The sequence below is a fragment of the Acidithiobacillus concretivorus genome (assembly GCF_018853445.1).
Taxonomy (GTDB): domain Bacteria; phylum Pseudomonadota; class Gammaproteobacteria; order Acidithiobacillales; family Acidithiobacillaceae; genus Acidithiobacillus; species Acidithiobacillus concretivorus.
Map to the genome: position 1 here is coordinate 49,971 of NZ_JABELD010000037.1, position 26,432 is coordinate 76,402.

Consider the following 26,432-nt stretch of genomic DNA (forward strand, 5'->3'; position numbering starts at 1 on the left):
GGGGGGTTACCCTCAGCCCCTCACGCTACGTGACCGTCAGCGCGTCTAAAACCATCAATGTCTCTGACCGTACTCACAGTACTGCCCTCAATTTAACATTGGATGATGGCAGATTTTCTCGGGTCAAGAGAGTTCGAGACGGCGCTCAATGCGTCCGACGCGCTCAGCCAGCTTGTCCGGCGTGATCTGCTGCCTGGCATCGGTTTCCTCACTCAGATTAATCTCACGCTTCACCAGAGTCATAGATTGCTCCAGGCCAGACATACGGTGTTTCAGCTCGCCCATATCCTCAGCGATTTGATCCACACGCCCCCGTATATGGCGCAGGTGTTCCAAAACTTGGCGTTTCCTGCTCGTACAAAACCGTAGGCAATCGCTGCTGCATGGATGATCGGTGAAACATTTCCCGCCTTCATCCGTTTATGGGAATCGATTAGACCCGACATCAGACCTGGCAGGTCATCCGGCTTTGGACAGATGAAATGTATAATCTTCGACGCCTGGACGATCAGCGTCATTTGTACTAACGTTGAGTACAATGTACACCACGAGGACGGTTACCATGCTGACCACCAATGCTACGACACGCTCTGCCCGCCTCGGACTGCGTGCGACACCGGCTCAGGAAACTGTGCTGCGTCGCGCCGCCGAGGTCGCCCATAAATCGCTGACCGATTTCATTCTCGATGCTGCTTATCAGGCTGCCGAGCAGACCCTGCTCGACCAGCGCCTGTTCATGGTGACCGGCAGACAGTATCAAGCGATTCTGGAAATGCTGGATCGGCCTGAAACTGACAACCCCGGATTAGCCGACCTGTTCTCCCGACCTCCGGTGTGGACCAAGAAATGAGCTTGTCAGCACCGCAGCCACTCGATGTGCAACATCGGCTGGAAGATTTTGACTGCGGAAAATCCGGTCTCAACGACTGGCTGTTGCGCCACGCTCGCCAGGCGCAAGGTGGTGGCTCGGCGAGAACCTTCGTGATCTGTGATGAAACGCGTGTTGCCGGTTACTTCAGCCTGACGGTAGGCCAAATCGACACACTCGATGCACCCGAGCGCATTCGTCGGGGAATGGGTCATTACCCGATCCCACTGGTCATTCTGGCACGCCTTGCTGTGGATCTTGATTATCAAAAACAAGGTGTCGGCTTTAGTTTATTGCAAGATGCTATCCACCGGGCGCTTGCAATTGCCGAGCATGCGGGCATCCGGGCTTTACTGACGCACCCTCTTGATGCCGATGCGTTCTATCGCCGTTTCGGATTCGAACCGACGCCAGACAACGATCAGCAACTCATCCTGCTACTCAAGGATGCGCGACGCTTCGCCCGGAATACCGCATTGCAGCGTTAATCCAATGTGCGTCGGAGATATGCTTGTAAGTTTTTGATTGATTTGGAGGCTGGGCCCGGAATCGAACCGAGGTACGCGGCTTTGCAGGCCGCTGCATGACCACTCTGCCACCCAGCCTTAAAAGAAAAGGGAAAGCGTAAAACTTTCCCTCGATATTGGAGCGGGAAACGAGGCTCGAACTCGCGACCCCAACCTTGGCAAGGTTGTGCTCTACCACTGAGCTATTCCCGCATGGGCGCAAAGATAAAGGTATCACCCATCCTTGTCAAGATCAGCGCCAGAAGCCATCAGACTGGGCCAGGCGGCTTGCAGATAGCCGAGCATACTCCACAAAGTCATGATGGCGGCGATGACTAAAAGCCCGATTCCGACAATGCGGGTGGACACTCCCCAAATGGGTTCGCGATAGACCAGAAACAAAATAGCCAGCATCTGGGTGGTCGCCTTGGCCTTCCCCAGCCAGGACACCGCCACCTTTTTGCGCTCACCAAGTTCCGCCATCCATTCGCGCAGGGCGGACACAGTAATCTCCCGGCCCACGATCACACTGATGAGAATCCCGGCCAGCACTGGCGTCATTTCTTGCGAAGAGGCAATCAGTATCAGGGCGGTCACCACCATGATCTTGTCGGCCACAGGGTCCAGAAAAGTTCCGAATGGCGAAACCCCCTGATAACGTCGCGCCAGATAACCATCTGCCCAGTCGGTAATGGCGGCAATGGCAAAAACAGCCGTTGCTGCATAGGTTCTTGCTTCGCCCCCCCAATAAAACAGGGCGACGAATATAGGCACCAGCAGAATGCGGAGAATGGTCAGATAATTGGGTAAACGCTTTATCACAGTCCGCTAACTTCCTTAATGAAAATGATCATAAATGCGTTGGGCCAATTCCTGATGAATCCCCTCCACTCTTTGCAAGTCGTCCAGACCCGCATCGCGAACGCCCTTCAGCCCGCCAAAAGCGCGCAGCAACGCCATGCGCCGTTTGGCACCAATGCCAGCGATGTTATCCAGATCTGACTCCTGACGGCTTTTGCTGCGCCGCGCGCGATGACCGGTAATCGCAAAACGATGCGCTTCATCCCTGATTTCCTGAATCACCAACAAGGCAGGATCATCAGGCGGCAACTGCCGGGCCATCGGCCAACCGGGTACATGTAGCAGTTCCATTCCGGGTCGGCGGGTTGTCCCCTTCGATACGCCGCAAAGCTGGATTCCATCAATTTCCAGCAAGGCCAGTGCTGCCTCGGCACGTGCCAATTGCCCTGGCCCGCCATCTATCAGAACAATCTCGGGCAACGCCATTCCTTCTTTTTGCAGACGTCCATAGCGCCGATAGACCGCCTGCTCAATGGCCGCGTAATCATCACCACCGGTCACATCACGGATGTTGAAACGGCGATAGGCTTCTTTCATCGCCCCATCTTCACCGAAAACCACACAGGAAGCTACTGCCGCCTCACCACGGGTATGACTGATATCAAAACATTCTACTCTCTGCGGCAATTCAGGAAGCTCAAAAAACTCCTGCAGTAACAACATTCTCCGCCGCCCCGCATGGGCATTTTGGGTACGCTGACGTAATGCCCCCACGGCATTGGTGTGTGCCATAGCCATCCAGCGTTTGCGGGGCCCCCGCTGCGGCGCATCCATAACCACTTTATGCCCGGACTGGGCTATTAAGGCTTCCGTCACGGTAGCGCCGTTGCGGGGCAATATGTTAATCAAAAGATTCCCCGGCACATCCTTGTTATTATAGAACTGCATGAGAAAACCTGCCATGACATCCGGCCCGCGCAGGTCCTCGGTATGCTGAGGAAACAAAGCTCTGCCACCCAGTTGGCGCCCATTACGGATAAAGCTGACGAAAATGACCCATTGTCCGTTTTCCTGGACCAGGGCAATCACATCAAAATCGCCACCACCCGCTTGCGCCACATATTGGCGCTCCTGAATTTTGGACAGGGCGGCAATCTGATCACGACGTCGGGCTGCTTCTTCAAAATTCAACTGTTCCGCCGCCTGTTGCATCCTTTCACCCAGATTGCGAATGGCCTCGTCACTCCTGCCCTCCAGAAAACGGATGGCATCATTCACATCCCGGGCGTAGTCTTCAAGGAGAATATGCCCCACACAGGGGCCACTGCAGCGCTGAATCTGGTATTGCAGGCAGGCGCGACTGCGATTGCGAAACGTAGGTTCTTCACAAGTCCGTAGCCGAAAGGCCTTTTGCAGCAGCACCATACTTTCACGCAAGGCCGTCACCGCCGGGTACGGACCGAAATAATGCCCCTTTTTCTTTTGTGTGCCACGGTGCAGACTCATCTGCGGGAAAGACTCGCCGGTCTCAATCAACAAATACGGATAACTTTTGTCATCGCGCAGCAATATATTGTAGGGAGGATGATGGCGCTTGATGAGATTCGCCTCCAGCACCAGAGCCTCGGTTTCCGTATGGGTGACGAGCACTTCAACATGTTGCACCTGCGCCAGCATAGCGAGGGTTTTGGGGCTATGCCGCTGTTTCTGAAAGTACGAACTCACGCGACGCTTCAAATTGCGCGCTTTGCCAACATAAAGCAGGCGTCGGCCGGCACCGTACATCTGATAAATGCCGGGTTGACTGGTCAGGGTGCGCAAAAACTCCCGGAGATCAAAAGGTGCATCAGATTCCAGCTCCTGATTGGCAGAGTTTTCGGAGGATTGTTGCGTCATCACTTTAACGGGGTTTTATGCTGTCTCGGCCTGCTGCGCATCCAGACGACGCAGATATTCCCAGGTAAAAATCCCGGTGCTGTGGCCATCACTGAAATGAATTTGAATGGCATAATTGCCTACCGGCAGCACATCGACAATACTCACGTCTTCCTTGCCGGTGATCACCCGGGCTTCATCCGGGGTGTGCCCTTTGCATTCCGCACAAGGGCATTCTACGCGCAGATATTCAAAACTGAGATCACTGGTATGTCCATCTGCCCAGTCAATTTCCATCTTCCGACTGATCATCAAGGGACGAATTTCCAGGGGCTGGGTGTGTGAGTCAGACATGAGAAACCTCTTAAAGGAGCGGACTGGTCAGAAATAAGCCTCTAGGGTACAATTCACGCCCTCTAAAGGGAATGCCCACAAGGATGATGGTATGAAGATTTCGGCCTTTGATATTCGCCCCGGCAATATTCTGGAACATGAAAAAGGGCTTTGGCGTGTACTCAAAACGGATTTTGTGAAGCCTGGCAAAGGCGGGGCCTTCGTTCAGGTCGAAATGAAAAACATCGAAACAGGAACCAAATCCAATACCCGTTTCCGCTCGGGTGAAACCATGGAAAAAGCCGTAGTGGAAGCCAGAACCATGCAATATTTATATGCTGACAGCACCGGTTACGTATTCATGGATAACGAAAACTTTGAACAATCCATTCTCAGCGAAGACCTGTTGGAAGGTCAGACCGGGTATTTATTGCCCAACACGGAAATTCAGGTCAATTTGCATAATGATCGCCCCATTGGGGTGGAATTACCTTCGGTGGTCGTTCTTGAAGTGACCGAAGCGGACCCGGCCATCAAAGGTCAGACGGCCACAGGCTCCTACAAGTCGGCGCGTATGGAAACGGGTATTACGGTGATGGTGCCCCAGTTTGTGAATTCTGGAGAGAAAATCCGGGTAAATACTACTGATGGAACCTATATAGACCGGGCCTGAATGACAAAACCGTCTGATCCGAATCGAATCAGACGGTTTATTTAAGAGTTTTCCGTTGCCGGAATCACCCAGACGAATATTTCGCCTTTGCTGACCATTCCCAAATGGCGGCGCGCCAGCTCTTCTACGGCGCGATCTCCGCTTTGCAGGCTGACCACTTTGGCTTCCAGATGATCATTGCGCGCTTCGAGCTTTTTCAAAACCACTTCTTTGCTCTCCAGTTGGTGATGTAATTCACCCACATTTAACCAGCTACCCGTTCCAAACCACAGCGGGAATTGCAAAGCACATAAAGCGGCGAGCAACATGAAATCAACCAGGCGCATTTCTGATTTTGCCGTATTCACTTTGACTTTGAACTGCGCCCAATCAAACATATCGAAATAATCTCCAGGAAACGCAAGCGTCTTTGCAAACGCTCTATAATATTACCTTTTAGTCGAGATTATAAAAAGTTGCAAGTCCTGGATAACGTGCGACCTCACCCAATTCTTCTTCAATACGCAAAAGACGATTATATTTGGCCACCCGATCAGTGCGTGACAAAGAACCGGTTTTAATTTGTCCACAACCCGTAGCCACAGCCACATCCGCCAAGGTCGTGTCCTCAGTTTCACCTGAACGATGCGACACAATGGCGGTATAACAATGGGTTTTTGCCATTTCAATGGCCGCCAGAGTTTCTGATAACGTTCCGATCTGATTGAGTTTAATCAAAATACTATTGCCCACACCACGCTCAATACCTTCACGCAGAATGGCGGTGTTCGTCACAAAAATATCATCACCCACCAGTTGCAGACGGTCGCCCAAACGATCCGTCAGGGTAATCCAGCCTTCCCAGTCATTTTGATCCATACCGTCTTCAATGCTGATCAAGGGATAACGATCAGCCAGCACAGCCAGATAATCCACAAATTCTGCACTGCTTAATTCACGTTTTTCACTGGCCAGATGATAACGACCATCCCGATAAAATTCGCTGGAAGCCACATCCATACCCAGCCAAATGTCCTTACCCGGTTGATAACCGGCTTGGGTAATGGCATCCATCAGCAGTTCCAGGGCTGCTTCATTGGAAGGGAGGTTCGGGGCGAAACCTCCCTCATCACCTACCGTTGTCGCCAATCCTTTTTTGTGCAAGACCCCTTTAAGGCTGTGAAATACTTCCACACCCATCTGCAAGGCTTCCGAAAACGATTCCGCACCTGCAGGAATCAGCATGAATTCCTGCATATCCACATCATTATCGGCATGGGCACCACCGTTAATGACATTCATCATGGGGACCGGCAACTGCACCGGGCCCAGGCCACCAATATAACGATAGAGCGGCTGTCCGGCGGCGTGAGCGGCGGCATGGGCAGCCGCCAGGGAAACGCTCAAAATGGCGTTGGCTCCCAGACGGGACTTGTTTTCAGTACCGTCCAGGGCACACATGGCAGCATCCAGATGCTCCTGGTCTTCCGCTTCCATCCCCAACAGGGCATCCTGAATTTCACCGTTTACATGCTCTACTGCCTTGCGTACGCCCTTGCCACCATAACGTGCGCCACCATCCCGCAATTCCATGGCCTCCCGCTCACCCGTCGATGCCCCACTGGGGACAATGGCGCGTCCCATGGCCCCATTTTCCAGATGAACTTCGGCTTCTACAGTAGGATTACCACGTGAATCCAGTACTTCACGACCTTGAATGCGGACAATGGCGTTCATATTAAATCCTCAGGATGATTTTCAGGAAAATCTTGGGCTTTGACCAACTGGTCGATGTGTTGGAGGGTGCGCAGCAGGCTTTCCAGCCGCCCTAGTGGCCAGGCATTGGGACCATCGGACAGGGCTTCGGCAGGACGCGGGTGGGTTTCCATAAACAGGCCGGAAACCCCCGCAGCCACGGCAGATCTGGCCAGTACCGGCACAAACTCGCGTTGCCCGCCAGAACGATCGCCCTGCCCTCCCGGCAGTTGCACGGAATGCGTGGCATCAAAAACAACCGGACAGTCAGTCTGGCGCATCACTGCCAGGGAGCGCATATCCGAAACCAGATTATTGTATCCGAAAGAAGCGCCCCGCTCGCAGACCATAATCTGGGCGTTACCCGTCGCCTTGGCTTTTGCGGCAACATGCAGCATGTCCCAGGGTGCCAGAAACTGGCCTTTTTTAATATTGACCGGCTTTCCGGCTGCAGCCACGGCCTGAATAAAGTCGGTCTGACGGCATAAAAAAGCAGGAGTCTGGAGGACATCCACGACCTCGGCAACCGCCTGCACATCCTCTTTTTCATGGACATCGGTAATGACGGGCACGCCCAACTCCCGGCGCACTTTTTCGAGAATCCGCAGACCTTCATCCATGCCGGGACCGCGAAAACTGGTGCCCGAAGAACGGTTCGCTTTGTCATAAGAACTTTTGTAAATAAAGGGAATATTCAGGCGATGACAGATGTCCCGGAGCGTTTCTGCCGTCTGCAAGGCCAGCTTTTCACTTTCTATGGCACATGGACCCGCAATCAGAAAGAAAGGACGATCCAGTCCGACTTCAAAACCGCACAGATTCATGCCTGTTTCTCCCGCTGGGTGACAGCCGCCGCCATGAAGGCATCAAAAAGCGGATGGCCCTGACGCGGGTTACTGGTAAATTCTGGGTGAAACTGACAACCCAGAAACCAGGGATGATCGCGCAATTCCACCACCTCGACTAAAGCACTATCCGCCGAAAAGCCGGTATACTGCAAACCGGCTGCCGCCAAGGACGCACGATAACGGTTATTGAACTCAAAACGATGACGGTGGCGCTCATAAATGGCGGTTTGGGCATAGGCTTTAGCGACCAGACTGTCCGGCTGCAAGGTACATTCCTGCTCGCCGAGACGCATGGTTCCCCCCAGATTACCGCCCTCTTCCCGATAAGCCGTATCACCTTCGGGATCAGACCATTCGGTCATCAGGGTAATCACCGGATCCGGCGTTTCCGGGTCGAGCTCGGAACTGTTGGCATTGACCAGCCCGGCACAATGGCGGGCAAATTCCACGACAGCCAACTGCATGCCCAGACAAATTCCCAGATAGGGCACTTTATTTTCTCGGGCATAACGAATTGCGGTAATTTTCCCCTCTGTACCACGCCCACCAAATCCACCAGGTACCAGTACTGCATCAGCTTCAGCCAGCATGCCCGTACCCTGGGATTCAATATCTTCGGCATCCACATAGAGAAAATGCACCTTGCGCCGGGCCCGCAATCCGGCATGTAACAGGGCTTCCGCCAGTGACTTGTAAGACTCGGTCAGCCCCACGTATTTACCGACCAGGGCAATGACAATATCCCCTTCGGGATTTTCCAGGGCATGAATAATCCCCTGCCATGCGCCAAGATCGGGTGCCGGGGCCTGCAAACCCAGGTCCTGCAATACCAGATCATCCAGGCCCTGATCATGAAAAAGTAACGGCAGACGGTATATACTGTCCGTATCTATAGCTGAAATAACCGCTTTTTCAGTGAGATTGGAAAACAGGGCGATTTTGGCACGGTGATCTTCCGGGATTGGACGATCTGCCCGGCACAACAGAACATCGGGTTGAATACCAATAGCGCGCAACTCGCGCACCGAATGCTGGGTCGGCTTGGTTTTCATTTCACCGGCCGAGGGTAGATAAGGTACCAGGGTCAGATGCATGAACAGGGTATTGCCGCGCCCTTCTTCCACGGCCATCTGGCGGATGGCTTCCAGGAACGGTTGAGATTCAATGTCCCCCACTGTTCCACCAATTTCCACCAAAGCTACATCTGCATCACTGGCACCAATACGAATCCGGCGTTTAATTTCGTCGGTCACATGGGGAATAACCTGCACGGTGCGGCCCAGATAATCGCCACGACGTTCTTTTTCAATGACTGTCTGATAGACCAGGCCGGTCGTAAAATTGTTGCGCTTGGTCATGCGCGTCGAAATGAAACGCTCATAGTGACCGAGATCCAGATCCGTTTCCGCACCATCTGCGGTAACAAACACTTCGCCATGCTGAAAGGGGCTCATGGTGCCCGGATCTACGTTAATATACGGGTCCAGCTTCATCATGGTTACTTTGAGCCCACGCGCCTCCAGCAACGCAGCAAGAGCCGCGCCGGCGGCACCCTTGCCCAACGAAGAAACCACACCACCAGTAACGAAAATGTATTTGCTCATAGGTCTCGACGTGCACGCGCTTGATGCTGTGCATGGTAGCCAATTCGGACCTTAGGCACAACGCGAACAACACACAGGAAGGGAGAAACAGACTATTGTGACTGGGTCCGCTGTGGCAGACCCAGTAGGCACATCTTTCGGTTCCCTTGTTACAGGGTGGCCATATCAATGACAAAACGGTATTTAACGTCGCTTTTCAGCATCCGTTCATAGGCCGTGTTGATGTAGTCCATGGGAATCATTTCAATATCCGAACCAATTCCGTGTTCTGCACAGAAGTCGAGCATTTCCTGGGTTTCACGAATACCGCCAATGAGCGAACCCGCCAGCTGACGACGTTTGAATATCAGGTTAAACACTTCCGGAGAAGGATGCGGTTCGGCGGGAACACCCACCAGCGTCATAGTGCCATCCCGCTTCAATAGGCTCAGAAAGGCATCCAGATTATGAGAAGCGGCCACCGTATTGAGGATAAAATCAAAACTGTTGGAATGCTCAGCCATCTGCTTGGGATCCGTGGAAATGCAGACTTCATCCGCTCCCAGACGTTTACCATCTTCGATTTTACCGGGCGAGGTCGTAAATAAAACGACATGCGCCCCCATCGCATGGGCGAGTTTGACGCCCATATGACCCAATCCACCCAAACCGACAATGCCCACTTTTTTACCCGGCCCTACCTGCCAGTGACGTAACGGCGAGTAAGTGGTGATGCCCGCGCAAAGCAACGGGGCCACACTGGCCAGATTTTTCTCGTCATGGCGGACTTTCAGCACAAAAGACTCCTTGACGACCACGCTTTGTGAATAACCCCCAAACGTATTTTCCCCGCCAAATACCGGGCCATTATACGTTCCGGTAAAACCATTCTCGCAATATTGTTCTTCACCCTCGTCACAGGAGCTGCAGTGTCCACAACTGTCCACCATACAACCCACGCCTGCAAAATCACCTACTTTGAAATTTTTGACCTGGTCACCGACAGCCACCACCCTGCCGACAATTTCATGACCGGGAACTGCGGGGTAAATGGTGTTTTTCCACTCATTACGGGCCGTGTGCAAATCCGAATGGCAGACACCGCAGTAAAGAATTTCAATTTTGACATCATCCGGACCCGGCTGCCGTCTTTCTATGTCATGCGGAGCTAAAGGGCTGGTGGATGATTGGGCTGCATAGGCTTTCGTCATAATATCTCCTTAAATCACTTGTTGTGTGTACTTAACTGCCATCTGCCGACAAAGGCAGATGACCCGTCTTGACCAGAATCAGACAACCTTCCTTGCTGAAAGGCTGGTGGGCACTCCAATGGGGACTACGCATCCAGGTTCCGGCAGGATATTCGCCGTGCTCATCGGCAAATGTTCCCTCCAAAACCAATATTTCTTCACCACCATAATGACGATGTGCCTGAAAATAAGTTTCCGGCTGCCAGCGCACCAGCGCGGTATGTTCTCCCTCAAAGTCAGCCAGAGGGAGTACCGTGAGGCCATCTACCAGACCGGATGACCAACGCGCCTGGGCCATATTGACCCGTACCGGCTGCAGATCCCGAGGATTGAAGTGGCGCAACTTTACAAAAAGGATGCAGCCCTCATCTGAATAAGGGGCATGGGCAGAACCAGGAGGATTTCGCAAATAAGTCCCGGGACCATAACTTCCTGTCTCGTCGGAAAACGTCCCCGTCAAAACAAAAATTTCTTCACCCAGAGGGTGTTGATGTTCTGGAAAATGGGCACCCGGTACATAACGTACCACGGAAGTTGCGCGCGCTGTCTCCTCCCCGTCCCGCTCCAGCAAACGGCGCTGAACGCCCTCTGCCGGAGAACCCTGCCAGGGTAAGTCCGGGGTGTAAATAACTACAGTTTTGGACCAATCGGTATTGAGCTGCATCACTATCTCCTGTTATTACATACCGTCTGGTTGGTATAAATTTTAGGAAATAGCGGCCCAAACGTCAAGTCGCCAAGGGCATTAGACCAGAGGCAACCACCAGGCCAGCATCAACAGGGTCAGAAACAACACGGGCGGGGTGATGAGCAAACCGGTTTTCATATATTGACCCCAACCTACGGTGACGCCCTTACGACTGAGCACATGCAACCAGAGCAAGGTGGCCAGACTACCGATAGGCGTAAACTTCGGCCCCAGATCGCAACCGATAATGTTGGCATAAATCATGATTTCCCGAAGCATAGGATCTGCCGTGGCCGGCAGGTGATGAATGGCCAATGCGCCCACCAGCACAGCGGGCATATTGTTCATAATCGAAGAGAGCAGCGCGGCCATAAAACCAGTACCCAACGCCGCCACTACCGGTCCATGGCTGGCAAAATCGTGGAGTGCCAGGGTCACATAATGGGTCAGTCCGGCATTGCGTAAACCATATACCACCAGGTACATCCCCAGACTGAACACCACAATGGCCCAGGGAGCACCGCGCAATACTTTACGCACCGGAATTTTTGCATCGCGACCACCCTGCAACCAGCGACCTGCCAAAGCCAACATGATCAAGGCCCCGGTTCCGGTGACTACCGACACGGGCACATTCCAGTGCGCCGTCACAAAATAGGCTACCAACAGTAAGATAAGCACCGGAAAACTGGCACGAAACACCAGATGATCTTTAATGACCGTCGCCGGATCCGGCAAATGCGCCGTAGGATAGCTACCCGGAACACTGCGCCGAAAATACAGCCAGAGGACTGCCAAAGTGGAAAGCAATGCCACAATATCAACGGGCACCATGACGGTCGCATATTGTGAAAAGGAAATATTAAAATAGTTGGCGCTGACGATGTTCACCAGATTGGAAATCATCAACGGTAAACTGGTGGTATCGGCGACAAAGCCCGTTGCAATAATAAAAGCAAAAGTCGCTGTGGGTGAAAAATCCAGACGGAGCAAAATGGCCATCACAATAGGCGTCAATAAAAGAGCGGCACCATCATTGGCAAATACCGCTGCAATACAAGCACCTAACAAGACAATTAGCACAAAGAGCAAGCGACCGCGTCCCCCGCCCCAACGCGCCACATGCAGGGCTGTCCAGTGGAAAAATCCGGCCTCGTCCAGAATCAGGGAAATAATGATCAGGGCCACAAAGGTGAAGGTAGCATCCCAGACAATGTGCCAAACAATAGGAATATCGCTCCAGGTAATGACGCCCGTTGCCAAAGCAACGACCGCCCCGCCCATGGCACTCCAGCCTATGCTCAGCCCTTTGGGTTGCCAGATGACCAAAATCAGGGTGACGAGAAAAATGACTACGGCCAGCATGGGGCTAAACTCCAGACGATTGGAAAGTGAAGCTAGTCTTGACGAGGCGTTGATACTTGTCAATACTACAAGAAATGTTCGCGGGTAGAATGATGGAAATTTCAAAAGAAACGGAAAATATTGTTCAGCAGCTGGAATCGCTAGCCTCTCCCGTGCGTCTGGAAATTTTCCGCTTGCTCGTTGAACAGGAGCCCGCCGGACTGGTTTCCGGTGATATTGCCGAGCACTTGGGTCAACCCCACAATGGCATCTCCTTTCATTTGAAAAGCCTCCAACATGCCGGTCTGGTAACGGTGCAACGTGAGGGTCGTTATCAACGCTACCGCGCTGACATGAGCATTGTTCGGGCATTAGTCGCCTATCTGACAGAAAACTGCTGTCGTGGTACCCGGAATTGTTCTTTACCCCAATCTGCAGATCTGCGACTTGACGAGGAAATACTGAATGAAAACTCCTGAGATCCTGTTTCTTTGCACCGGAAATTCCTGTCGTTCTATTCTTGCAGAAGTCACCATGAACGGGCTGGCCGATTCACGTCTGCACGCAACCAGTGCCGGGAGCCATCCTGCGGGTTATGTTCATCCGCATTCGATACAGCTTCTCCGGCAGGAAGGCTTTGCCACGGAAGGCCTGAGCAGCAAATCCTGGGATGCACTGAAAACCACGCCGGACATCGTCATTACGGTTTGTGCCAGTGCTGCTGGCGAGGCCTGCCCCGCCTACCTCGGACCCGCCATACGCGCGCATTGGGGAGTGGAAGATCCGGCCAAGTTCACCGGCAGCGAAGCCGAAATTGATGCAGCTTTTCAAACGGCATACCGTATTCTCCGGCACCGCATTGAAGCCTTGCTGAAATTGCCCGTGGCTGAATGGCTCGAAAAAGATCCTGCACAATTAAGGCAGGAACTGAATCGCATTGGCACCATGGAGCCCTGAGTCAATGGATACACCCAATCAGAATCCAGTAATGATTCCTGCTGCCCAGGAATTTCATCTCAGTTTCCGGGTCAGTGACCTGGCTGAAAGCACCCGTTTTTACGAGCACTTTCTGGGGGTCGCGCCCAAACAGAGTACGGCACGCTTCAGCACCTTTATCGTCCCGCATTTGTGCCTGAATCTCGTTATTCTGGTGAATGACCGGGGAGAAACGCTGGATACTTATAGTCTTTATCATGTGGGGCTGGGCGTGAAAGACCGGGCGGCAGTCATCGAAAGCTATCATCGCGCCATGGCGGCGGGTGCCGAAATTGTTAAACCACCCCGCACCACCTGGCGCGGAATGCCTCTCCATGAACTTTGGCTACGGGATCCCACGGGCTACAACATTGAAGTGTATGCCCGCTTGACCGACGCCGAACTGACAGAAATGCCCGCTGATCAGGAGCCGTTTTTCCTGGTAGCAGGCACTGAACCGAAAGAAAGCTCCTGATTGATTAAGAATGATCTAACCGATCTGGCATTAGTCTTCTAACAAAGACACTTCCAGATCGGTACCCAGAAGACGGGTTTCCAGTTTTTTTATTTCGTCCCGTAATGCTGCCGCCTGCTCAAATTCCAGGTTGCGTGCATGGCGGAACATTTCCTCTTCCAGCTCCTTGATTTTTTTGGCAACCGCTTTCGGATCATTGAGCAGGCGATAAGTGCTGTTTTTCTCTGCCACCTTCGCTGCAGGTTGCGCGTTACGCCGATATACGCCCTCAATAATATCCGCCACCGGCTTCACTATACCCTTGGGGGTAATATGGTGGACCGCATTAAAATGCACTTGCTTTTCACGGCGGCGATCTGTCTCTGCCATGGCCGCCGTCATGGATTTGGTGATCTGATCCGCATACAAAACAGCTCGACCGTGCAAATTCCGGGCTGCCCGGCCAATGGTCTGAATCAACGAGCGCTCCGAGCGCAGAAAGCCCTCCTTATCTGCATCCAGAATCGCCACCAACGCGACTTCGGGCATATCCAGCCCCTCACGCAGCAGGTTAATGCCAATCAGCACATCAAAAACGCCTGCGCGTAAATCCCGAATAATTTCCACCCGTTCAACCGTTTCAATATCTGAATGCAAATAGCGGCATTTAATACCCAGGTCGTGCAGATAATCGCTCAGGTCTTCTGCCATGCGTTTGGTCAGGGTGGTGACCAGAATGCGCCAGCCACTGCGAATGACCACATGGATTTCACTAATCAAGTCATCGACCTGGCCTTTTGCCGGGCGGACTTCCACGAGCGGATCCACTAATCCGGTAGGCCGCACCACCTGCTCGACAATCTGCCCGGAGTGCTCCATTTCATAGGGTCCGGGGGTCGCCGAAATCATGATGGTTTGGGGCATGAGTGCTTCAAACTCAGGAAACATCAGGGGTCGATTATCCAGCGCAGAAGGCAGACGGAAGCCATATTCCACCAAGGTTTCCTTACGCGAACGATCCCCCTTGTACATTCCCCCGAACTGAGGCACGGTGACATGGGATTCATCAATGAATAGCAACGCATTGGGTGGCAGATAATCCATCAAGGTAGGCGGTGCCTGCCCGGCGGTTCTTCCCGATAAATAACGGGAATAATTTTCAATACCCGAGCAATATCCCAACTCTGCCATCATTTCCAGATCAAAACGAGTGCGTTGCTCCAGGCGTTGGGCTTCTACCAGTTTGTTGGCCTTGCGCAGATCATCAAGTCGCTGCCGCAATTCATCCTTGATACTGTCCAGAGCCTCCAGAATTTTCTCTCGGGGGGTCACATAATGGCTTTTGGGATAAATGGTATAGCGCGGCAAACGCACAATGGTTTTCCCTGTGAGCGGATCAAAAAGCGAAACCCGCTCAATTTCTTCTCCGAATAATTCCACCCGCACTGCTTCGTCTTCACTTTCTGCGGGCCATATATCAATCACATCGCCGTTAACCCGAAAGTTACCGCGTTTCAATTCCAATTGGTTACGGGTGTACTGCATTTCTGCCAGCCGCTGAAGAATCGCACGCTGATCCATGAAATCAGCTTCGCGCAAATGCAAAATCATGCCATGGTAAGAAGCGGGATCACCCAGTCCGTATATGGCCGAGACTGTCGCCACAATAATGACATCGGGCCTTTCCAACAAAGCTTTCGTCGCGGAAAGGCGCATCTGCTCAATGTGGTCATTAATGGAAGCATCTTTTTCAATGAACGTGTCCGAAGACGGGACATAGGCTTCCGGCTGATAATAATCGTAATAACTGACAAAATACTCGACGGCGTTATGCGGAAAAAAACTGCGCATTTCCGCATAGAGCTGCGCCGCCAGCGTCTTGTTGGGGGCCATGATAATGGCCGGGCGCTGGGTCGTGGCAATCACATTGGCAACTGTAAAGGTCTTCCCAGAGCCGGTCACGCCCAGAAGCGTCTGGAAAAATTCTCCGTCCGTCAGCCCCTGGACCAGTTGGCGAATCGCCTCCGGCTGATCGCCCTGGGGCGAAAAGCTACTTTCCAGAATAAGGCTTTTGTCCATTGGTCACTCCACGGATTACGTTTTGGTTGCTTCACTGCAGATCTGCGCCCTTCCCTGATCACGATGCCTACTTTACAATATATGAGCTTGTACAAGCATCTTTTGTTCATGCGCCTGTAGCTCAACTGGATAGAGCAACGGCCTTCTAAGCCGTAGGTCAGGGGTTCGAGTCCCTTCAGGCGCACCATATAAAACAGTTACTTACATTTTTCACTTGATACCAAAAAGAGTTTATGCCACCCTGGCGCCATACTTAGGTCGAAACTGAGGTGGCAAATATGGCAACCATTCGCTCCAGAGAAGATCAGGACGGCATCACTATCGGCTGGCAAGCTCAAATCAAACGCAAGGGCTTCCCGCTCCAGATTAAAACTTTCCGCACCAAAGCTGAGGCTACGCATTGGGCGACCGTGACAGAATCAGAAATGATGCGCGGTATTTTTATTCAGCGCTCAGAATCTGAACAGACGACCGTGCATGATCTGCTATCCAGATATGCCCGTGAAATACTGCCAACCCTCAAGGGTGGGCACAAAGAACTGTCTCGGATAAGGGTATTACAAAATGGCTTGGGTCAATATTCTCTAGCGGCGCTTAATTCGTCTATGATCGCCAAATATAGAGACAAGCGCCTATCCACGATGAGTGAAAAGACAGGGCGATTAGTCGGTACGCAAACCGTTAAACATGAGTTGGGCCTGCTGCAACGTGCATTAAAAATGGCCGTGATGGAATGGGGTATCGCGCTGCCAAATGGCATCCCTACCGCCATGGTAAAAAAACCGCCATTACCTGCCGCCAGAACCCGACGCTTAATAGATAACGAAGAATCAAGACTACTGGATGCCTGCGCCGATGCACAAACGCCCTGGCTGCTTCCCGTGGTTATTTTCGCCATCGAAACCGCTATGCGAGCCGGTGAAATATTGGAAACTTGGAAGTATATAAAGGATACCGAAGGCGGCAAGGTCAAAACCAAAACCAGTAACGGCCTGCAATGGTCAGATGTGGACTTGAACAAACGCACGGCACACCTGCCCATGACCAAAAATGGTGAGGCCAGAACGGTTCCCCTATCCAGTCGGGCAGTCGAGGTATTGCGTCATTTACCGCGCAATCTGGATGGTCGCGTTTTTGGTACGACCTACGAAGGCCTCCACCAATCCTATGCCCGCGCCTGCAAACGGGCAGACATCGAGGACTTGCGCTTTCATGACCTACGCCATGAAGCCACCAGTCGTTTCTTTGAGAAAGGCTTGCGCGAAATGCAGGTTGCCGCCATCACTGGTCACAAGACCTTGCAGATGCTGAAAAGGTATACGCATTTGAAAGCTGAGGATTTGGCGAAATTGCTGGGGTGATGGATAAGCCAACATGACTATGAAGGCGATTATGGGAGATGATTCCAAACTGTGATGAAGAGGCACCCCCATATTTCGGGTAGAATGTTTGGTGGGTAGATGAACCGTTAACACGGTAAAAGTCATTCAAGTTTATTCTCAGCAGAGGATTGCCATGACGCTGGATGCAAGGACTATAGAGAAGCTTGCCAAGGTTGGGCTGACCGTGATGCGGCGTGATGTGCATGCACCTTCATCCACAGTACCACTGTTCATTTCCAAGGTCGCCGCAGGCATGCCTTCACCCGCTGATGATTATGTGGAAAAGACGCTGGATTTGAATGAATACTGCCTGCCCCATAGTGAGGCTTCCTTCTTTTTGAAGGTGTCCGGCAACTCAATGACGGGCGCGGCTATTCATGATGGGGATATTCTCGTAGTGGATCGCAGTATTCCCCCTAAAAGCGGTCAGGTGGTCATTGCAATGCTGGATGGGGAATTGACGGTCAAACGGTTTTTGAATGAAGGGGGTAAAGTGCTATTACAGCCAGAAAATCCCGATTACCCGACCATCACGATAAGTCCCAATCAAGACTTTTCCGTGATGGGTACCGTGATTTTTGTCGTCCATAAGTTTTGAGCATAGCCATGGAAAATAATGTCCTCATCCTCACCATCAACGAATGCCCGGGTATGCGCGTGATCCGTGTCATTGGGCCGGTCTATGGTACAGGGGTGCGTTCCCGTAATTTTGTCGGTAATTTTATGGGGGGTGTTCGTGCCGTCTTTGGCGGAAAACAGTCCGGTTACTTAAAGATGATTGCTCAAACCCGCGATGATGCTCTCGAACAACTGGCAGAACATGCCCGTTCCCTTGGGGCCAATGCGGTACTGGGGATGCGTTTTGATTCCGGTGAGTTTGATGCCGGACAGGGGCAGGCCATGAATGAGGTCACGGCTTATGGGACGGCGGTGGTGGTGGAAGTAGTATAATGCCTCATTAGTCCAGCGTGAGGTAGGACTTGCTTCCTGCCTCACGACTGTAGTTACCAATAATTAATCGAAATTGTACGCCAGACCGACCATGCCTCTAACTTCATTGATGGTTGCGGAAGCGTTAATAGAATCAGGCGCATAATTGTATGATGCGTGATAGCGATCATAGGCTACGCCCGCAAAGGCACTAAACTGAGGTGTAAAAGAATAAACCCCCTTTGCACCCATCTGCAGCACACCAGAAGAAGGCGGATTATGCGCCCCATAACCATCAGCCGAAGCCGAGGCTGTTACGCCAGCTAGATAGCCAATGTGAGCACTAACGTCAAAAGGCCCGCCCGTATTGGTCACGACTTCTAAGCCACCACCCATGGCGTTGTTGTTGTAACTGGCGCTGCCTATTCCGTTAACACCCATTTTGAAATTGGCATATTGGTAAGCGAGATATGGTCCGACCGCAAATGCTGGGGCCACTGGAAAGAGTTTTCCAATTCTGGCGTTGAATTGCATAGAATGGCCGTTCACAGATGTGGAACTACTGGAAATAGCTGCGCCGTCCGTATAATTGAAACCTAAATGCACGAACCAAAGCTGGGTATTTACACCATTAGCAAAGACACCTATGCCACCAGAGGTATTACCACCTGAGGCTGATGCTGAATGGCTCGCATCAGAAGCGGTTAATGTCGAAGGTGTTCCGGTCACTTGTCCATAAATTCCGATAAGATTCTGGGTCTGACCAAAAGATGCTGCTAGTGCAAACGCAGGAAATACGGCAAGCAAGACGGCTGCTGTTGCGATTTTTTTCACATGTAATCCTTTTATTGTGGGTCCGTAATGGCAATATATAGTACATCTTTGAATTTCGGCATGTGATCCTATTTCAATAAGTGCCAGTCTGCAACAGTGAATTGCTACCAATCACAATAAAGTGGCTGTACTGATATAGCAGGCCCAGGTTATGCCACCAACCCCTCAGCCTGTTCAATAACCGTATTCACCGCCCCTTCCTGCATATCAGGCGGATAACCGTGTTTCCGTAAAACCCGTTTCACCATCCTGCGCAGATGCGCCCGCGCTTGTTCGCGGATGGACCAATCAATGCGGGTGTTCTGGCGCACGGTATCGGCTACTTCCTTGGCAATCAGTTTCAGGGCTTCATCGCCCATGGCCTGTACGGCGGAATCATTGGTCGCCAGCGCGTCATAAAAGGCGGCTTCGTCTTTACTGAGGCCCAGTGCGGCATGACGTTGATCCAGTGCCTGCAAGGCTTTAGCCAGTTCGATGAGTTCCTGCATCACCTCAACGGTATCCACCGAACGATTGTGATATTTGCGCAGGGCTTCTTCCAGCTTTTCCGAGAAGGCTTTACTTTGCACCAGATTACCTTTGCCTTCCTTGCGCACCTTGTCTTGTAATAATCTTCTGAGCATTTCCAGCGCCAGATTCTTTTCGGGCATGTCCTGTATCTGGTGGATGAATTCATCGGATAACAAAGATATTTCGCTTCTGGGGATACCGGCCACCGCATACAGGTCCACGACACCTTCGGGGGCAATGGATTGGTCAATGAGTTGGCGGATCGCGTATTCCTGTTCTTCTATGATGGTTTCGGCTTCTCTGGCTTTATCCAGGGTGGCGCGGACACTCAGAAAAAAGACGATTTCGGTCCGGCAGCGTTCCACGGCTTCATCGCCTGCCGCCAGTGTGGCCGCTTTTTTGAGGCCCGAAGTGGCCTTACGGAAACGGCGTTTGACATCGTCTTCGGTCAGTTCCTGCGTCAGAATGAACTCAATGGCCTGACGCAGGGTGGCAACCTGTTCCGAACCATCCCCGTGTAGATAGTCCTGATAATCGAAGCCGTGAAACAGATTGCGGCAAATATCCAGCTTTTCCAGCATCACCTTGATGGCTTCCTGCACGGTTTCAGCGGGATTACCCTTGCCACCGGAACGGGTATAGGTGGCGATGGCGTTTTTCAGGTCTTGAGCAATACCAATGTAATCCACCACCAGTCCACCGGACTTGTTGGTAAAGACCCGATTGACGCGAGCAATGGCCTGCATGAGCGTATGCCCGCGCATGGGTTTATCTACATACAGGGTATTGAGGGCTGGGGCATCAAAACCGGTTAGCCACATATCACGGACAATGACGATTTCCAGTGCATCTTCGGGGTCTTTGAGGCGGTCGGCAATGTCTTCATTACCCGCCTTGCTGCGAATGTGTGGCTTCCATTCGATGGGGTCGCTGGCAGAACCGGTCATGACTACTTTGATCCGGCCTTGTGCATCCTCTTCACTGTGCCAGTCGGGGTGTATCTGGGTAATGGCGTTATACAGGTCCACGGCAATGCGGCGGCTCATCGCCACAATCATGGCCTTGCCGGACAGGATGCTTTTGCGCTTGTCCCAATGATCCAGTAAATCAGCGGCAATTTGTTCCATGCGTTTGGGCGCACCCACCAAGGCTTCCAGTTGCGCCCAGCGGGTTTTGAGGCGTTCGCGGTTTTCCTGTTCGTCGTCTTCGGTGATTTCCTCAAAGGTTTCGTCGATGACGGGTCGCTGGTCTTCGGGCAGGTTGAGGCGCACCAGACGGCTTTCATAATAAATGGGCACCGTGGCCCCATCTTCTACCGCCCGTTGAATGTCATAGATGTCGATGTAATCCCCGAATACCACCCGCGTATCCCGGTCATTCAATTCCAGCGGGGTGCCGGTAAAAGCCACAAAGGTGGCGTTGGGTAAGGCGGCGCGTAAATTGGCGGCGTATCCATCGAGAATCTCGTATTGGCTGCGCTGGGCTTCGTCCACCATGACGATGATGTTCTTGCGGTCGGACAATACCGGATGCTTACCCAAAGGCTGGTCGCGGTCTTTCTGGAATTTCTGGATGGTGCTGAATAGCACACCACCGGATGCCCTTTGCAATAGTTCCCGCAAATCACTGACGCTGTCAGCCTGTTGCGGGTCTTGCCGCAAAAGTGGCTTGCCTGCTGCAAAAGTACCGAACAACTGGCCGTCCAGATCGTTGCGGTCGGTCAGCATGAGAAGCGTGGGATTTTCCAGCGCAGGATGTTGAATGAGCATCCCCGCGAAAAACAGCATGGTGAGGCTTTTGCCCGATCCTTGAGTATGCCAGACCACACCACCCCGACGGTCGCCACCGATACCTGCTGCTGCCAAGGTGGTCAGTAGGGCTTTTCGGGCAGCATGGAATTGATGGTAAGCGGCCATCTTTTTGATGTGCTTGTGGCCATCGTCGCTCAAGACGATGAAATAGCGGATCAGGTCCAGAAAACGGCTGGGTTCAAAAACCCCATGAATCAGGAAGCGTAAGGGGTCATCCCCTTTTTGCATGAGTTCCTGCCCGTCGCTGGTCTTCCATGGCAGGAAGCGTTCATAAGGGGCACCCAGACAACCCACGGCGGCTTTGAGGCCATCACTGATGACCAGCACGGCGTTGTAGACCATGAGGTTGGGGATGTCGGCCTGATAGGTCTGCAACTGATTCCAGGCTTTGCGGATGGTGGCGTTGGCATCCGCCATGTTTTTGAGTTCAAAAAGACCCAAAGGCAGGCCATTCACGAAAACCACCAGATCGGCACGGCGCTTGATGCGGTCATGGATGACGGTGTACTGATTGGCTACCAGAAAATCATTGTGTTCGGGAAATTCATAGTCGATCAGGCGGACAATGCTGCCGCGTTCGTCGCCATCCACCATGAAGGCCACCCGGACCCCTTCCACGAGCATCTGCTGAAAGAGGCTGTTCTCGGTCATGAGTCCACCCACAGCAATGGCCTGCACATGGCGCAGGGCTTCTTCGCGGATGTCTTTGGGGGCTTCGGGGTTCAGGCGATGAATGGACTGTTGCAGGCGGTCCAGCAATAGGGGGTTTTCGTAGTCTGCCCGTTCGGGATGCTGGCTGTCTGGACCGATTTCGGGACCATAGGCGTAGGTGTAGCCCAGTTCTTTGAACAGGGCGATGGCGTGGTGTTCTATGGTGGATTCGTTGAGGGGGTTCATGGTTGCAGCTCACTGATTATGGCTGAGGCCAAGTGAATGGGCCGCAGGTCAATACGCGAAGACGGCGTTTCGGTATGTTCTGTGTGGCCTTTGCAATGGCCAGTGACGTTTCGTACGGTTGCTAGGTCTCGAATAGCAGAGCACCGCAATTCTTCGATCGGATAGCCTGACGCAGATGAAAGCTTTTTCAGCAAATCGTTTTGTTCTGCACGTTCGGTGAAGAGCTTGAGCCTTGCCCCAAAGCCCCACCCTTCCTGATAGCCTTTTGGCTTTTCCTTGTATCTTGTGTGTTTTTCAATGGTAGCATCTAGCGCAGCAAAGGCCGAGAAACGCCCTAATTCTATGGCATGTGCCATGTCCTGCCCCGACGCAATTTCCGTCCAGGCAATTAGCAATGCTTTCCGTGCAACACCAAAGCACCCCCCAAAACGATCATGAGGGTTTGGCAATGGAATAGACAAGATAAGATTACTATAGGTTTCAAAATCAGCCACCTCACGCTTCCCTTCAGGTGTCAATACTATAATCGGAATATCAATGTGGCGCTTTACCCCAATGATCTGCTCAGCAATTTCCTTATCACGCCGATAGGACTGTGCCAGCATCAATGCAGCAACAGGGACCGCAAAGAAAAATAGTGCCTGATTTACGTTGAATCGCGATTTGCGTAAGAATGAACCCAATGACGAGATTGGCTTGGTCATAATGGGTGCCTCATGATCACAGCAAAGAATCTTCAACCAAGTCTTGCGCTGCTGGCACGCGCAGCTCGCCGGAAATCAGCTTGGGTAGAAGCATGTCACGTATGCCGGATAGCTTTTGTGATTCAACATGTTTCTTCCATACTGTCTCGAACAATGCCTGCACCGGTTTACTTATAACCTCAAGATTCATAATGGACGGAAGGGTGAGAACGGCATCAGATAAATGGTGCCGCTGGATGTGACCCATCGTAGTGGCTTTCCCTGCAGCGATCTCACGAAAATAACTTAAATGATGATGAATGCCAAAATAACAAAGCCAACGCGGGTAATTCAGTTTTGGTGTGACCTTGAAAAGATGTTGATTAAGTGCGCCAGTTCCACCAGACCATAGAACACATTCAAGAGAGCCGGACCATGAGAATAGAATATCACCATCATGGACAATATATTTTGGTTCTATTTCACGGCTTGCCTGATCAGCACCAATGAGATTACCGATCCTAAGTTGCGCAATTTTTATGACTGATAGATCGTCTTCTAGGCCATAGGAAGGAAATTTTTGCATAGCTAACCCGTTCAAAAAGTTTGCTACGCTTTCAAGCGGTTTGACTTCCCACCCCTCAGGAATTTCCCCCAATTCCGAGTCCGCTAGCCGATCCGGGAACAGGCCCAGAATTTCCGGCGTGAGTTTCAGCCGTTTGCAGATGCTTTCTTTTGATTCACCGGCCATCTTGGCGCGTACCGGGTCAAAGTCCACGAACCACGACTGGAAGATGGCCTGCGCCATGGCTTCCAGAGTCTTCGCCGTCTTGCGGTTGTTTTCAATCTTGTCATCGAGGGTGCCCAGAATGTGGGCGATGCGGCGTTGTTCGGCAAGACAGGGATGTGAAATCTCGATTCTATTGAGATTGCCTTGCGTAAGTTTGGGCATCACAGCGCCTGTTAGATATTCATCGGTATCCGCGTTATGTAGTGCATACATTAGGAATCGTGTATCAGCATTCTCGTTGCCTACAACGATATGGGCGTGGTTGTTAACCCAGAACTTTCCCCTAGCAATGAAAGCGATAGGGGTCTGTCGCGTCCGAAGGTTCTCACCGTCTTCAGCAATCAGCAGGTAGTCACCCTCAAACAAATAGCCATCAACATAATCAACGATGCCCGATGCACCATAGTAAGGATAAGGGCCGGGGCGACGATTCGATTCCTTGACCGGTTTCCGCTTGCCATCAAAGTTGATCGTGAGTTCGCCTAATTCACTAGATGTCCAATCACCTACCATACTCAAGCTTCCCGTTAATTGACCGCATCCTGTGCACCACTGCATTCCCCAGTAGTATACCTGGACCCTTGATGATTTGCGCCAAAGAAAGGATCACAATTCCCTCACATGCGGCACATCCCTTGCGGAAACAGGCCGAATTTCATCTTCTGCCAAGGTTAGTACCCCAAATGGATCACTAGAAAGCATGACGAATTCAACCTTAAAAACTTTACTGTCGTCATGGATAATGATCATGGTTTCCATATCCCCTTTCACAAATTTCTGGTTGATTTGATTCTTGCTGTCAGATGATGTATGGCATCACATTCTCTCAAGCTAACTCATCCGCCGAGAATTTTTAAATCCTGAATTTACCATCAAAGGTCCTTTATCGTTTCTGTTGAGCTAATTTGTGATTTTCCGTAACTCATTTTTCGTAACAACAAAAATTCCGTCAAGATTTTTAGTGTATGGCAGCCATTCCGCATGCGTCGATGCAACCGATCCGAGAAAGTCTGGCAATTCTTTATCATTTTGCACGAAAGCTATAGCCAAGCAGTTTGTTACGTCTATGCCCTTCAGCTTGTCGTAATCTTTGATGGATTCTTGAACAGTAAAGTTATCACCAATCTTACGGTATTTGAGTTCTATGCCGATTTCAACGGGGATGTTGTAAATGAATGTGTCCTGCCCCCTATGCGGTTTTGGATCAATTTGTGAATCCATTTTCAGGCAGGCAATATCTATTTTCTTTCCATACTCACAGTACACGCCCCGCAACCGATATTTCTGCTCAGGATTGCCCCTACCAGCCACTTCTATTTCACCAGATATACGCTTCCGTATTTCATAAAAAAGCGTTGCACGAATATCTTCCTCATAGAGAAAAGCATACGGATTATCCTGAAATTCCAAGATGACTGTTTTTATTGCCTCAATGATCTGCGTCTTCATTTTTTACTATTGCACATGTCGCAAAGCACAGTCTTCCATCGGCGTTCCACGCGAATTTCGCCCTGTTTTTCGCATTGTTCACAGATGTTAGTAGCCTGTTCGTTATGTGCGTTGATGATCTGGTCCAGTTCATCGTTCTGCAGCGTTGATTTGCAGCGCAATAGGCAGTAATCCGTTTTGATCTGGGTGATCCGCAAGAAATCGTCAATCTCATGGTGTTCTGCGTAGGCCGCAATCTGGTCAATCATGTGCTCAACGATGGGAAACCAGCCTTGATAGACCTCTATCCCATACCGATTGATGGCATAGTCCTCATTTTCCGGTTCAGGGAACAGGTTCGGATACTTTGATCGCATGGACTGAGTGAAAGCCCTTTGTGCTTCTGCAAGTTTCATTGACTATGCCCCACAACAAATACAGATTTTTCTTCTGCCCTTACCGTTGAAAGCACGGAACTTCATCACGTCACCCCCACATGCGGCACATCCCTTGCCGAGACAGGCCGGATTTCATCTTCTGCCAAGGTCAGTACCCCCAATGGATCACCGGCCAGAGTAGTAAACTCTACTTCAAAAGCTTTGCCACCCTCATGAATGAATACCACGGCCCCTACATCGCCTTTTCTCAGCCCCTCATCGGGTCGGCTTTTCACCAGAATGACGGTATCCAGTTCGCTGATCATGGTTTCCCCCGTACTACCTGACAGGTTGCAAGTAGGCCCATGCCTCATCCTCTTCGGGTTTCAACCAGTCTTCAGCCAGTGCAGATTCAGAAAGCAGCGATTCTTCGTTGGCACGTGGCGTCAGCAAGGTCAACAAGTCAGGGCCTGCCGGAATCGGTTTGCCCAACCCAACGGGATGAACCTGTCCCTCTGCATCGATTTCCACTTCAATAGTTTGTAGCATGGTTCAATCCTCGGATTCCTCATCCAGTTGAAGGTACACCACATACTCACTCTCGACATCCACGGCGATGATTTTGCCTTCCATCAGGGCGTTCAATTCTTTGGGCGTTATACGGATGTGTTCGCCGCTACCCCATCGCTGCCCAAACACCGTATCCCCATCCAGAGGGTCTATGACCTCGTTGACAATCGCCACCCCACGGTCACGGTCCACGCTCATAATACCCCCCT

Annotated in this window: 31 protein-coding genes and 3 tRNA genes; 10 read left to right on the forward strand and 24 right to left on the reverse strand. The window is 51.7% G+C overall.

The window, feature by feature from the left end; all coding sequences use genetic code 11:
* Window positions 1–123: 123 nt before the first annotated feature.
* Window positions 124–336 carry a hypothetical protein gene (locus tag HJG40_RS05560; RefSeq protein ID WP_215863267.1) on the reverse strand — a complete coding sequence of 71 codons (213 nt, stop codon included), beginning with the start codon at window positions 334–336 and terminating at the stop codon, window positions 124–126.
* A 226-nt stretch (window positions 337–562) separates the two neighbouring features.
* Between HJG40_RS05560 and HJG40_RS05565 the strand changes: the two genes are divergently transcribed.
* Both HJG40_RS05565 and HJG40_RS05570 read left to right on the forward strand, forming a co-directional pair.
* Entirely contained in the window at window positions 563–850 is a 288-nt protein-coding gene (locus HJG40_RS05565) for a type II toxin-antitoxin system TacA family antitoxin (protein ID WP_215863268.1), read from the forward strand.
* Entirely contained in the window at window positions 847–1,356 is a 510-nt protein-coding gene (locus tag HJG40_RS05570) for a GNAT family N-acetyltransferase (RefSeq protein WP_215863269.1), read from the forward strand. Before HJG40_RS05565 ends, HJG40_RS05570 begins: the two co-directional genes overlap by 4 nt.
* Window positions 1,357–1,399: 43 nt before the next feature.
* Here the strand turns inward: HJG40_RS05570 and HJG40_RS05575 are convergent.
* From HJG40_RS05575 to HJG40_RS05595, 5 genes are all read right to left on the reverse strand, one after another.
* A tRNA-Cys gene (locus HJG40_RS05575) sits at window positions 1,400–1,473 on the reverse strand.
* Window positions 1,474–1,512: 39 nt separating this feature from the next.
* Window positions 1,513–1,587, reverse strand: a tRNA-Gly gene (locus tag HJG40_RS05580).
* 21 nt (window positions 1,588–1,608) lie between these two features.
* On the reverse strand, window positions 1,609–2,196 hold the full coding sequence (gene pgsA / locus HJG40_RS05585) for a CDP-diacylglycerol--glycerol-3-phosphate 3-phosphatidyltransferase (protein WP_215863270.1): 588 nt from the start codon (window positions 2,194–2,196) through the stop codon (window positions 1,609–1,611).
* A gap of 15 nt (window positions 2,197–2,211) precedes the next feature.
* Window positions 2,212–4,071 carry an excinuclease ABC subunit UvrC gene (gene uvrC, locus HJG40_RS05590; protein ID WP_215863271.1) on the reverse strand — a complete coding sequence of 620 codons (1,860 nt, stop codon included), beginning with the start codon at window positions 4,069–4,071 and terminating at the stop codon, window positions 2,212–2,214.
* A gap of 15 nt (window positions 4,072–4,086) precedes the next feature.
* Entirely contained in the window at window positions 4,087–4,404 is a 318-nt protein-coding gene (locus tag HJG40_RS05595; protein WP_215863272.1) for a gamma-butyrobetaine hydroxylase family protein, read from the reverse strand.
* Window positions 4,405–4,495: 91 nt separating this feature from the next.
* On the opposite strand from HJG40_RS05595, the gene efp reads away from it, so the two are divergent.
* Window positions 4,496–5,056, forward strand: a complete 561-nt coding sequence (gene efp / locus HJG40_RS05600) for an elongation factor P (RefSeq protein ID WP_215863273.1) — start codon at window positions 4,496–4,498, stop codon at window positions 5,054–5,056.
* A 41-nt stretch (window positions 5,057–5,097) separates the two neighbouring features.
* Here the strand turns inward: efp and HJG40_RS05605 are convergent, their stop codons facing one another.
* From HJG40_RS05605 to HJG40_RS05635, 7 genes are all read right to left on the reverse strand, one after another.
* A complete protein-coding gene (locus HJG40_RS05605) occupies window positions 5,098–5,433 on the reverse strand; it encodes an FtsB family cell division protein (RefSeq protein WP_215863274.1) in 336 nt (111 codons plus the stop codon).
* Between the two features lie 58 nt (window positions 5,434–5,491).
* Window positions 5,492–6,772, reverse strand: a complete 1,281-nt coding sequence (eno, locus tag HJG40_RS05610) for a phosphopyruvate hydratase (RefSeq protein WP_215863275.1) — start codon at window positions 6,770–6,772, stop codon at window positions 5,492–5,494.
* Window positions 6,769–7,614 (reverse strand): 3-deoxy-8-phosphooctulonate synthase, encoded by an 846-nt coding sequence (gene kdsA, locus HJG40_RS05615; RefSeq protein ID WP_215863276.1) that lies wholly within the window; start codon window positions 7,612–7,614, stop codon window positions 6,769–6,771. Before kdsA ends, eno begins: the two co-directional genes overlap by 4 nt.
* Complete coding sequence (gene pyrG / locus HJG40_RS05620; protein WP_215863277.1) at window positions 7,611–9,242, reverse strand: CTP synthase; 1,632 nt, start codon at window positions 9,240–9,242, stop codon at window positions 7,611–7,613. Before pyrG ends, kdsA begins: the two co-directional genes overlap by 4 nt.
* Before the next feature lie 149 nt (window positions 9,243–9,391).
* Entirely contained in the window at window positions 9,392–10,432 is a 1,041-nt protein-coding gene (locus HJG40_RS05625) for an NAD(P)-dependent alcohol dehydrogenase (RefSeq protein ID WP_215863278.1), read from the reverse strand.
* A gap of 31 nt (window positions 10,433–10,463) precedes the next feature.
* Entirely contained in the window at window positions 10,464–11,135 is a 672-nt protein-coding gene (locus HJG40_RS05630; RefSeq protein ID WP_215863279.1) for a cupin domain-containing protein, read from the reverse strand.
* Between the two features lie 81 nt (window positions 11,136–11,216).
* Window positions 11,217–12,524 (reverse strand): arsenic transporter, encoded by a 1,308-nt coding sequence (locus HJG40_RS05635; protein WP_215863280.1) that lies wholly within the window; start codon window positions 12,522–12,524, stop codon window positions 11,217–11,219.
* Window positions 12,525–12,580: 56 nt separating this feature from the next.
* Between HJG40_RS05635 and HJG40_RS05640 the strand changes: the two genes are divergently transcribed.
* From HJG40_RS05640 to HJG40_RS05650, 3 genes are read left to right on the forward strand one after another with little or no spacing between them, the layout of a single operon-like run.
* On the forward strand, window positions 12,581–12,982 hold the full coding sequence (locus HJG40_RS05640) for an ArsR/SmtB family transcription factor (RefSeq protein ID WP_226857222.1): 402 nt from the start codon (window positions 12,581–12,583) through the stop codon (window positions 12,980–12,982).
* Window positions 12,969–13,460: an arsenate reductase ArsC gene (locus tag HJG40_RS05645; protein ID WP_215863281.1), complete on the forward strand. Its 492-nt coding sequence runs from the start codon at window positions 12,969–12,971 to the stop codon at window positions 13,458–13,460. The genes HJG40_RS05640 and HJG40_RS05645 overlap by 14 nt, the downstream gene beginning before the upstream one ends.
* A 4-nt stretch (window positions 13,461–13,464) precedes the next feature.
* Window positions 13,465–13,953 (forward strand): VOC family protein, encoded by a 489-nt coding sequence (locus HJG40_RS05650; RefSeq protein ID WP_215863282.1) that lies wholly within the window; start codon window positions 13,465–13,467, stop codon window positions 13,951–13,953.
* Window positions 13,954–13,983: 30 nt separating this feature from the next.
* Here the strand turns inward: HJG40_RS05650 and uvrB are convergent, their stop codons facing one another.
* Complete coding sequence (uvrB, locus tag HJG40_RS05655; RefSeq protein ID WP_215863283.1) at window positions 13,984–16,011, reverse strand: excinuclease ABC subunit UvrB; 2,028 nt, start codon at window positions 16,009–16,011, stop codon at window positions 13,984–13,986.
* Between the two features lie 110 nt (window positions 16,012–16,121).
* On the opposite strand from uvrB, the gene HJG40_RS05660 reads away from it, so the two are divergent.
* From HJG40_RS05660 to HJG40_RS05675, 4 genes are all read left to right on the forward strand, one after another.
* A tRNA-Arg gene (locus HJG40_RS05660) sits at window positions 16,122–16,198 on the forward strand.
* A 91-nt stretch (window positions 16,199–16,289) separates the two neighbouring features.
* On the forward strand, window positions 16,290–17,372 hold the full coding sequence (locus HJG40_RS05665) for a site-specific integrase (RefSeq protein WP_215863284.1): 1,083 nt from the start codon (window positions 16,290–16,292) through the stop codon (window positions 17,370–17,372).
* Window positions 17,373–17,526: 154 nt separating this feature from the next.
* On the forward strand, window positions 17,527–17,991 hold the full coding sequence (locus tag HJG40_RS05670) for a LexA family protein (RefSeq protein WP_215863285.1): 465 nt from the start codon (window positions 17,527–17,529) through the stop codon (window positions 17,989–17,991).
* 8 nt (window positions 17,992–17,999) lie between these two features.
* The gene (locus tag HJG40_RS05675; protein WP_215863286.1) at window positions 18,000–18,344 is read left to right on the forward strand and encodes a YbjQ family protein; all 345 of its coding nucleotides are present in this window, start codon (window positions 18,000–18,002) and stop codon (window positions 18,342–18,344) included.
* 63 nt (window positions 18,345–18,407) lie between these two features.
* Here the strand turns inward: HJG40_RS05675 and HJG40_RS05680 are convergent, their stop codons facing one another.
* The 10 genes from HJG40_RS05680 to HJG40_RS05725 all read right to left on the reverse strand — a co-directional run bounded on the left by HJG40_RS05680 (window position 18,408) and on the right by HJG40_RS05725 (window position 26,421).
* Window positions 18,408–19,157: an autotransporter domain-containing protein gene (locus tag HJG40_RS05680; protein WP_215863287.1), complete on the reverse strand. Its 750-nt coding sequence runs from the start codon at window positions 19,155–19,157 to the stop codon at window positions 18,408–18,410.
* Between the two features lie 149 nt (window positions 19,158–19,306).
* Window positions 19,307–22,375, reverse strand: coding sequence for a type I restriction endonuclease subunit R (locus tag HJG40_RS05685; RefSeq protein WP_215863288.1), 3,069 nt, complete (start codon window positions 22,373–22,375; stop codon window positions 19,307–19,309).
* A complete protein-coding gene (locus HJG40_RS05690) occupies window positions 22,372–23,079 on the reverse strand; it encodes a hypothetical protein (RefSeq protein ID WP_215863289.1) in 708 nt (235 codons plus the stop codon). The genes HJG40_RS05685 and HJG40_RS05690 overlap by 4 nt, the downstream gene beginning before the upstream one ends.
* Before the next feature lie 16 nt (window positions 23,080–23,095).
* A complete protein-coding gene (locus HJG40_RS05695; protein WP_215863290.1) occupies window positions 23,096–24,361 on the reverse strand; it encodes a restriction endonuclease subunit S in 1,266 nt (421 codons plus the stop codon).
* A 93-nt stretch (window positions 24,362–24,454) separates the two neighbouring features.
* On the reverse strand, window positions 24,455–24,607 hold the full coding sequence (locus HJG40_RS05700) for a hypothetical protein (protein WP_226857227.1): 153 nt from the start codon (window positions 24,605–24,607) through the stop codon (window positions 24,455–24,457).
* A 141-nt stretch (window positions 24,608–24,748) separates the two neighbouring features.
* A complete protein-coding gene (locus HJG40_RS05705; RefSeq protein ID WP_215863291.1) occupies window positions 24,749–25,297 on the reverse strand; it encodes a hypothetical protein in 549 nt (182 codons plus the stop codon).
* On the reverse strand, window positions 25,294–25,692 hold the full coding sequence (locus tag HJG40_RS05710; RefSeq protein WP_215863292.1) for a hypothetical protein: 399 nt from the start codon (window positions 25,690–25,692) through the stop codon (window positions 25,294–25,296). Before HJG40_RS05710 ends, HJG40_RS05705 begins: the two co-directional genes overlap by 4 nt.
* Window positions 25,693–25,757: 65 nt before the next feature.
* The gene (locus HJG40_RS05715; RefSeq protein ID WP_215863293.1) at window positions 25,758–25,979 is read right to left on the reverse strand and encodes a DUF4926 domain-containing protein; all 222 of its coding nucleotides are present in this window, start codon (window positions 25,977–25,979) and stop codon (window positions 25,758–25,760) included.
* Between the two features lie 13 nt (window positions 25,980–25,992).
* Window positions 25,993–26,202, reverse strand: coding sequence for a hypothetical protein (locus HJG40_RS05720; RefSeq protein ID WP_215863294.1), 210 nt, complete (start codon window positions 26,200–26,202; stop codon window positions 25,993–25,995).
* A gap of 3 nt (window positions 26,203–26,205) precedes the next feature.
* Entirely contained in the window at window positions 26,206–26,421 is a 216-nt protein-coding gene (locus HJG40_RS05725) for a hypothetical protein (RefSeq protein WP_215863295.1), read from the reverse strand.
* Between the last annotated feature and the right edge of the window lie 11 nt (window positions 26,422–26,432).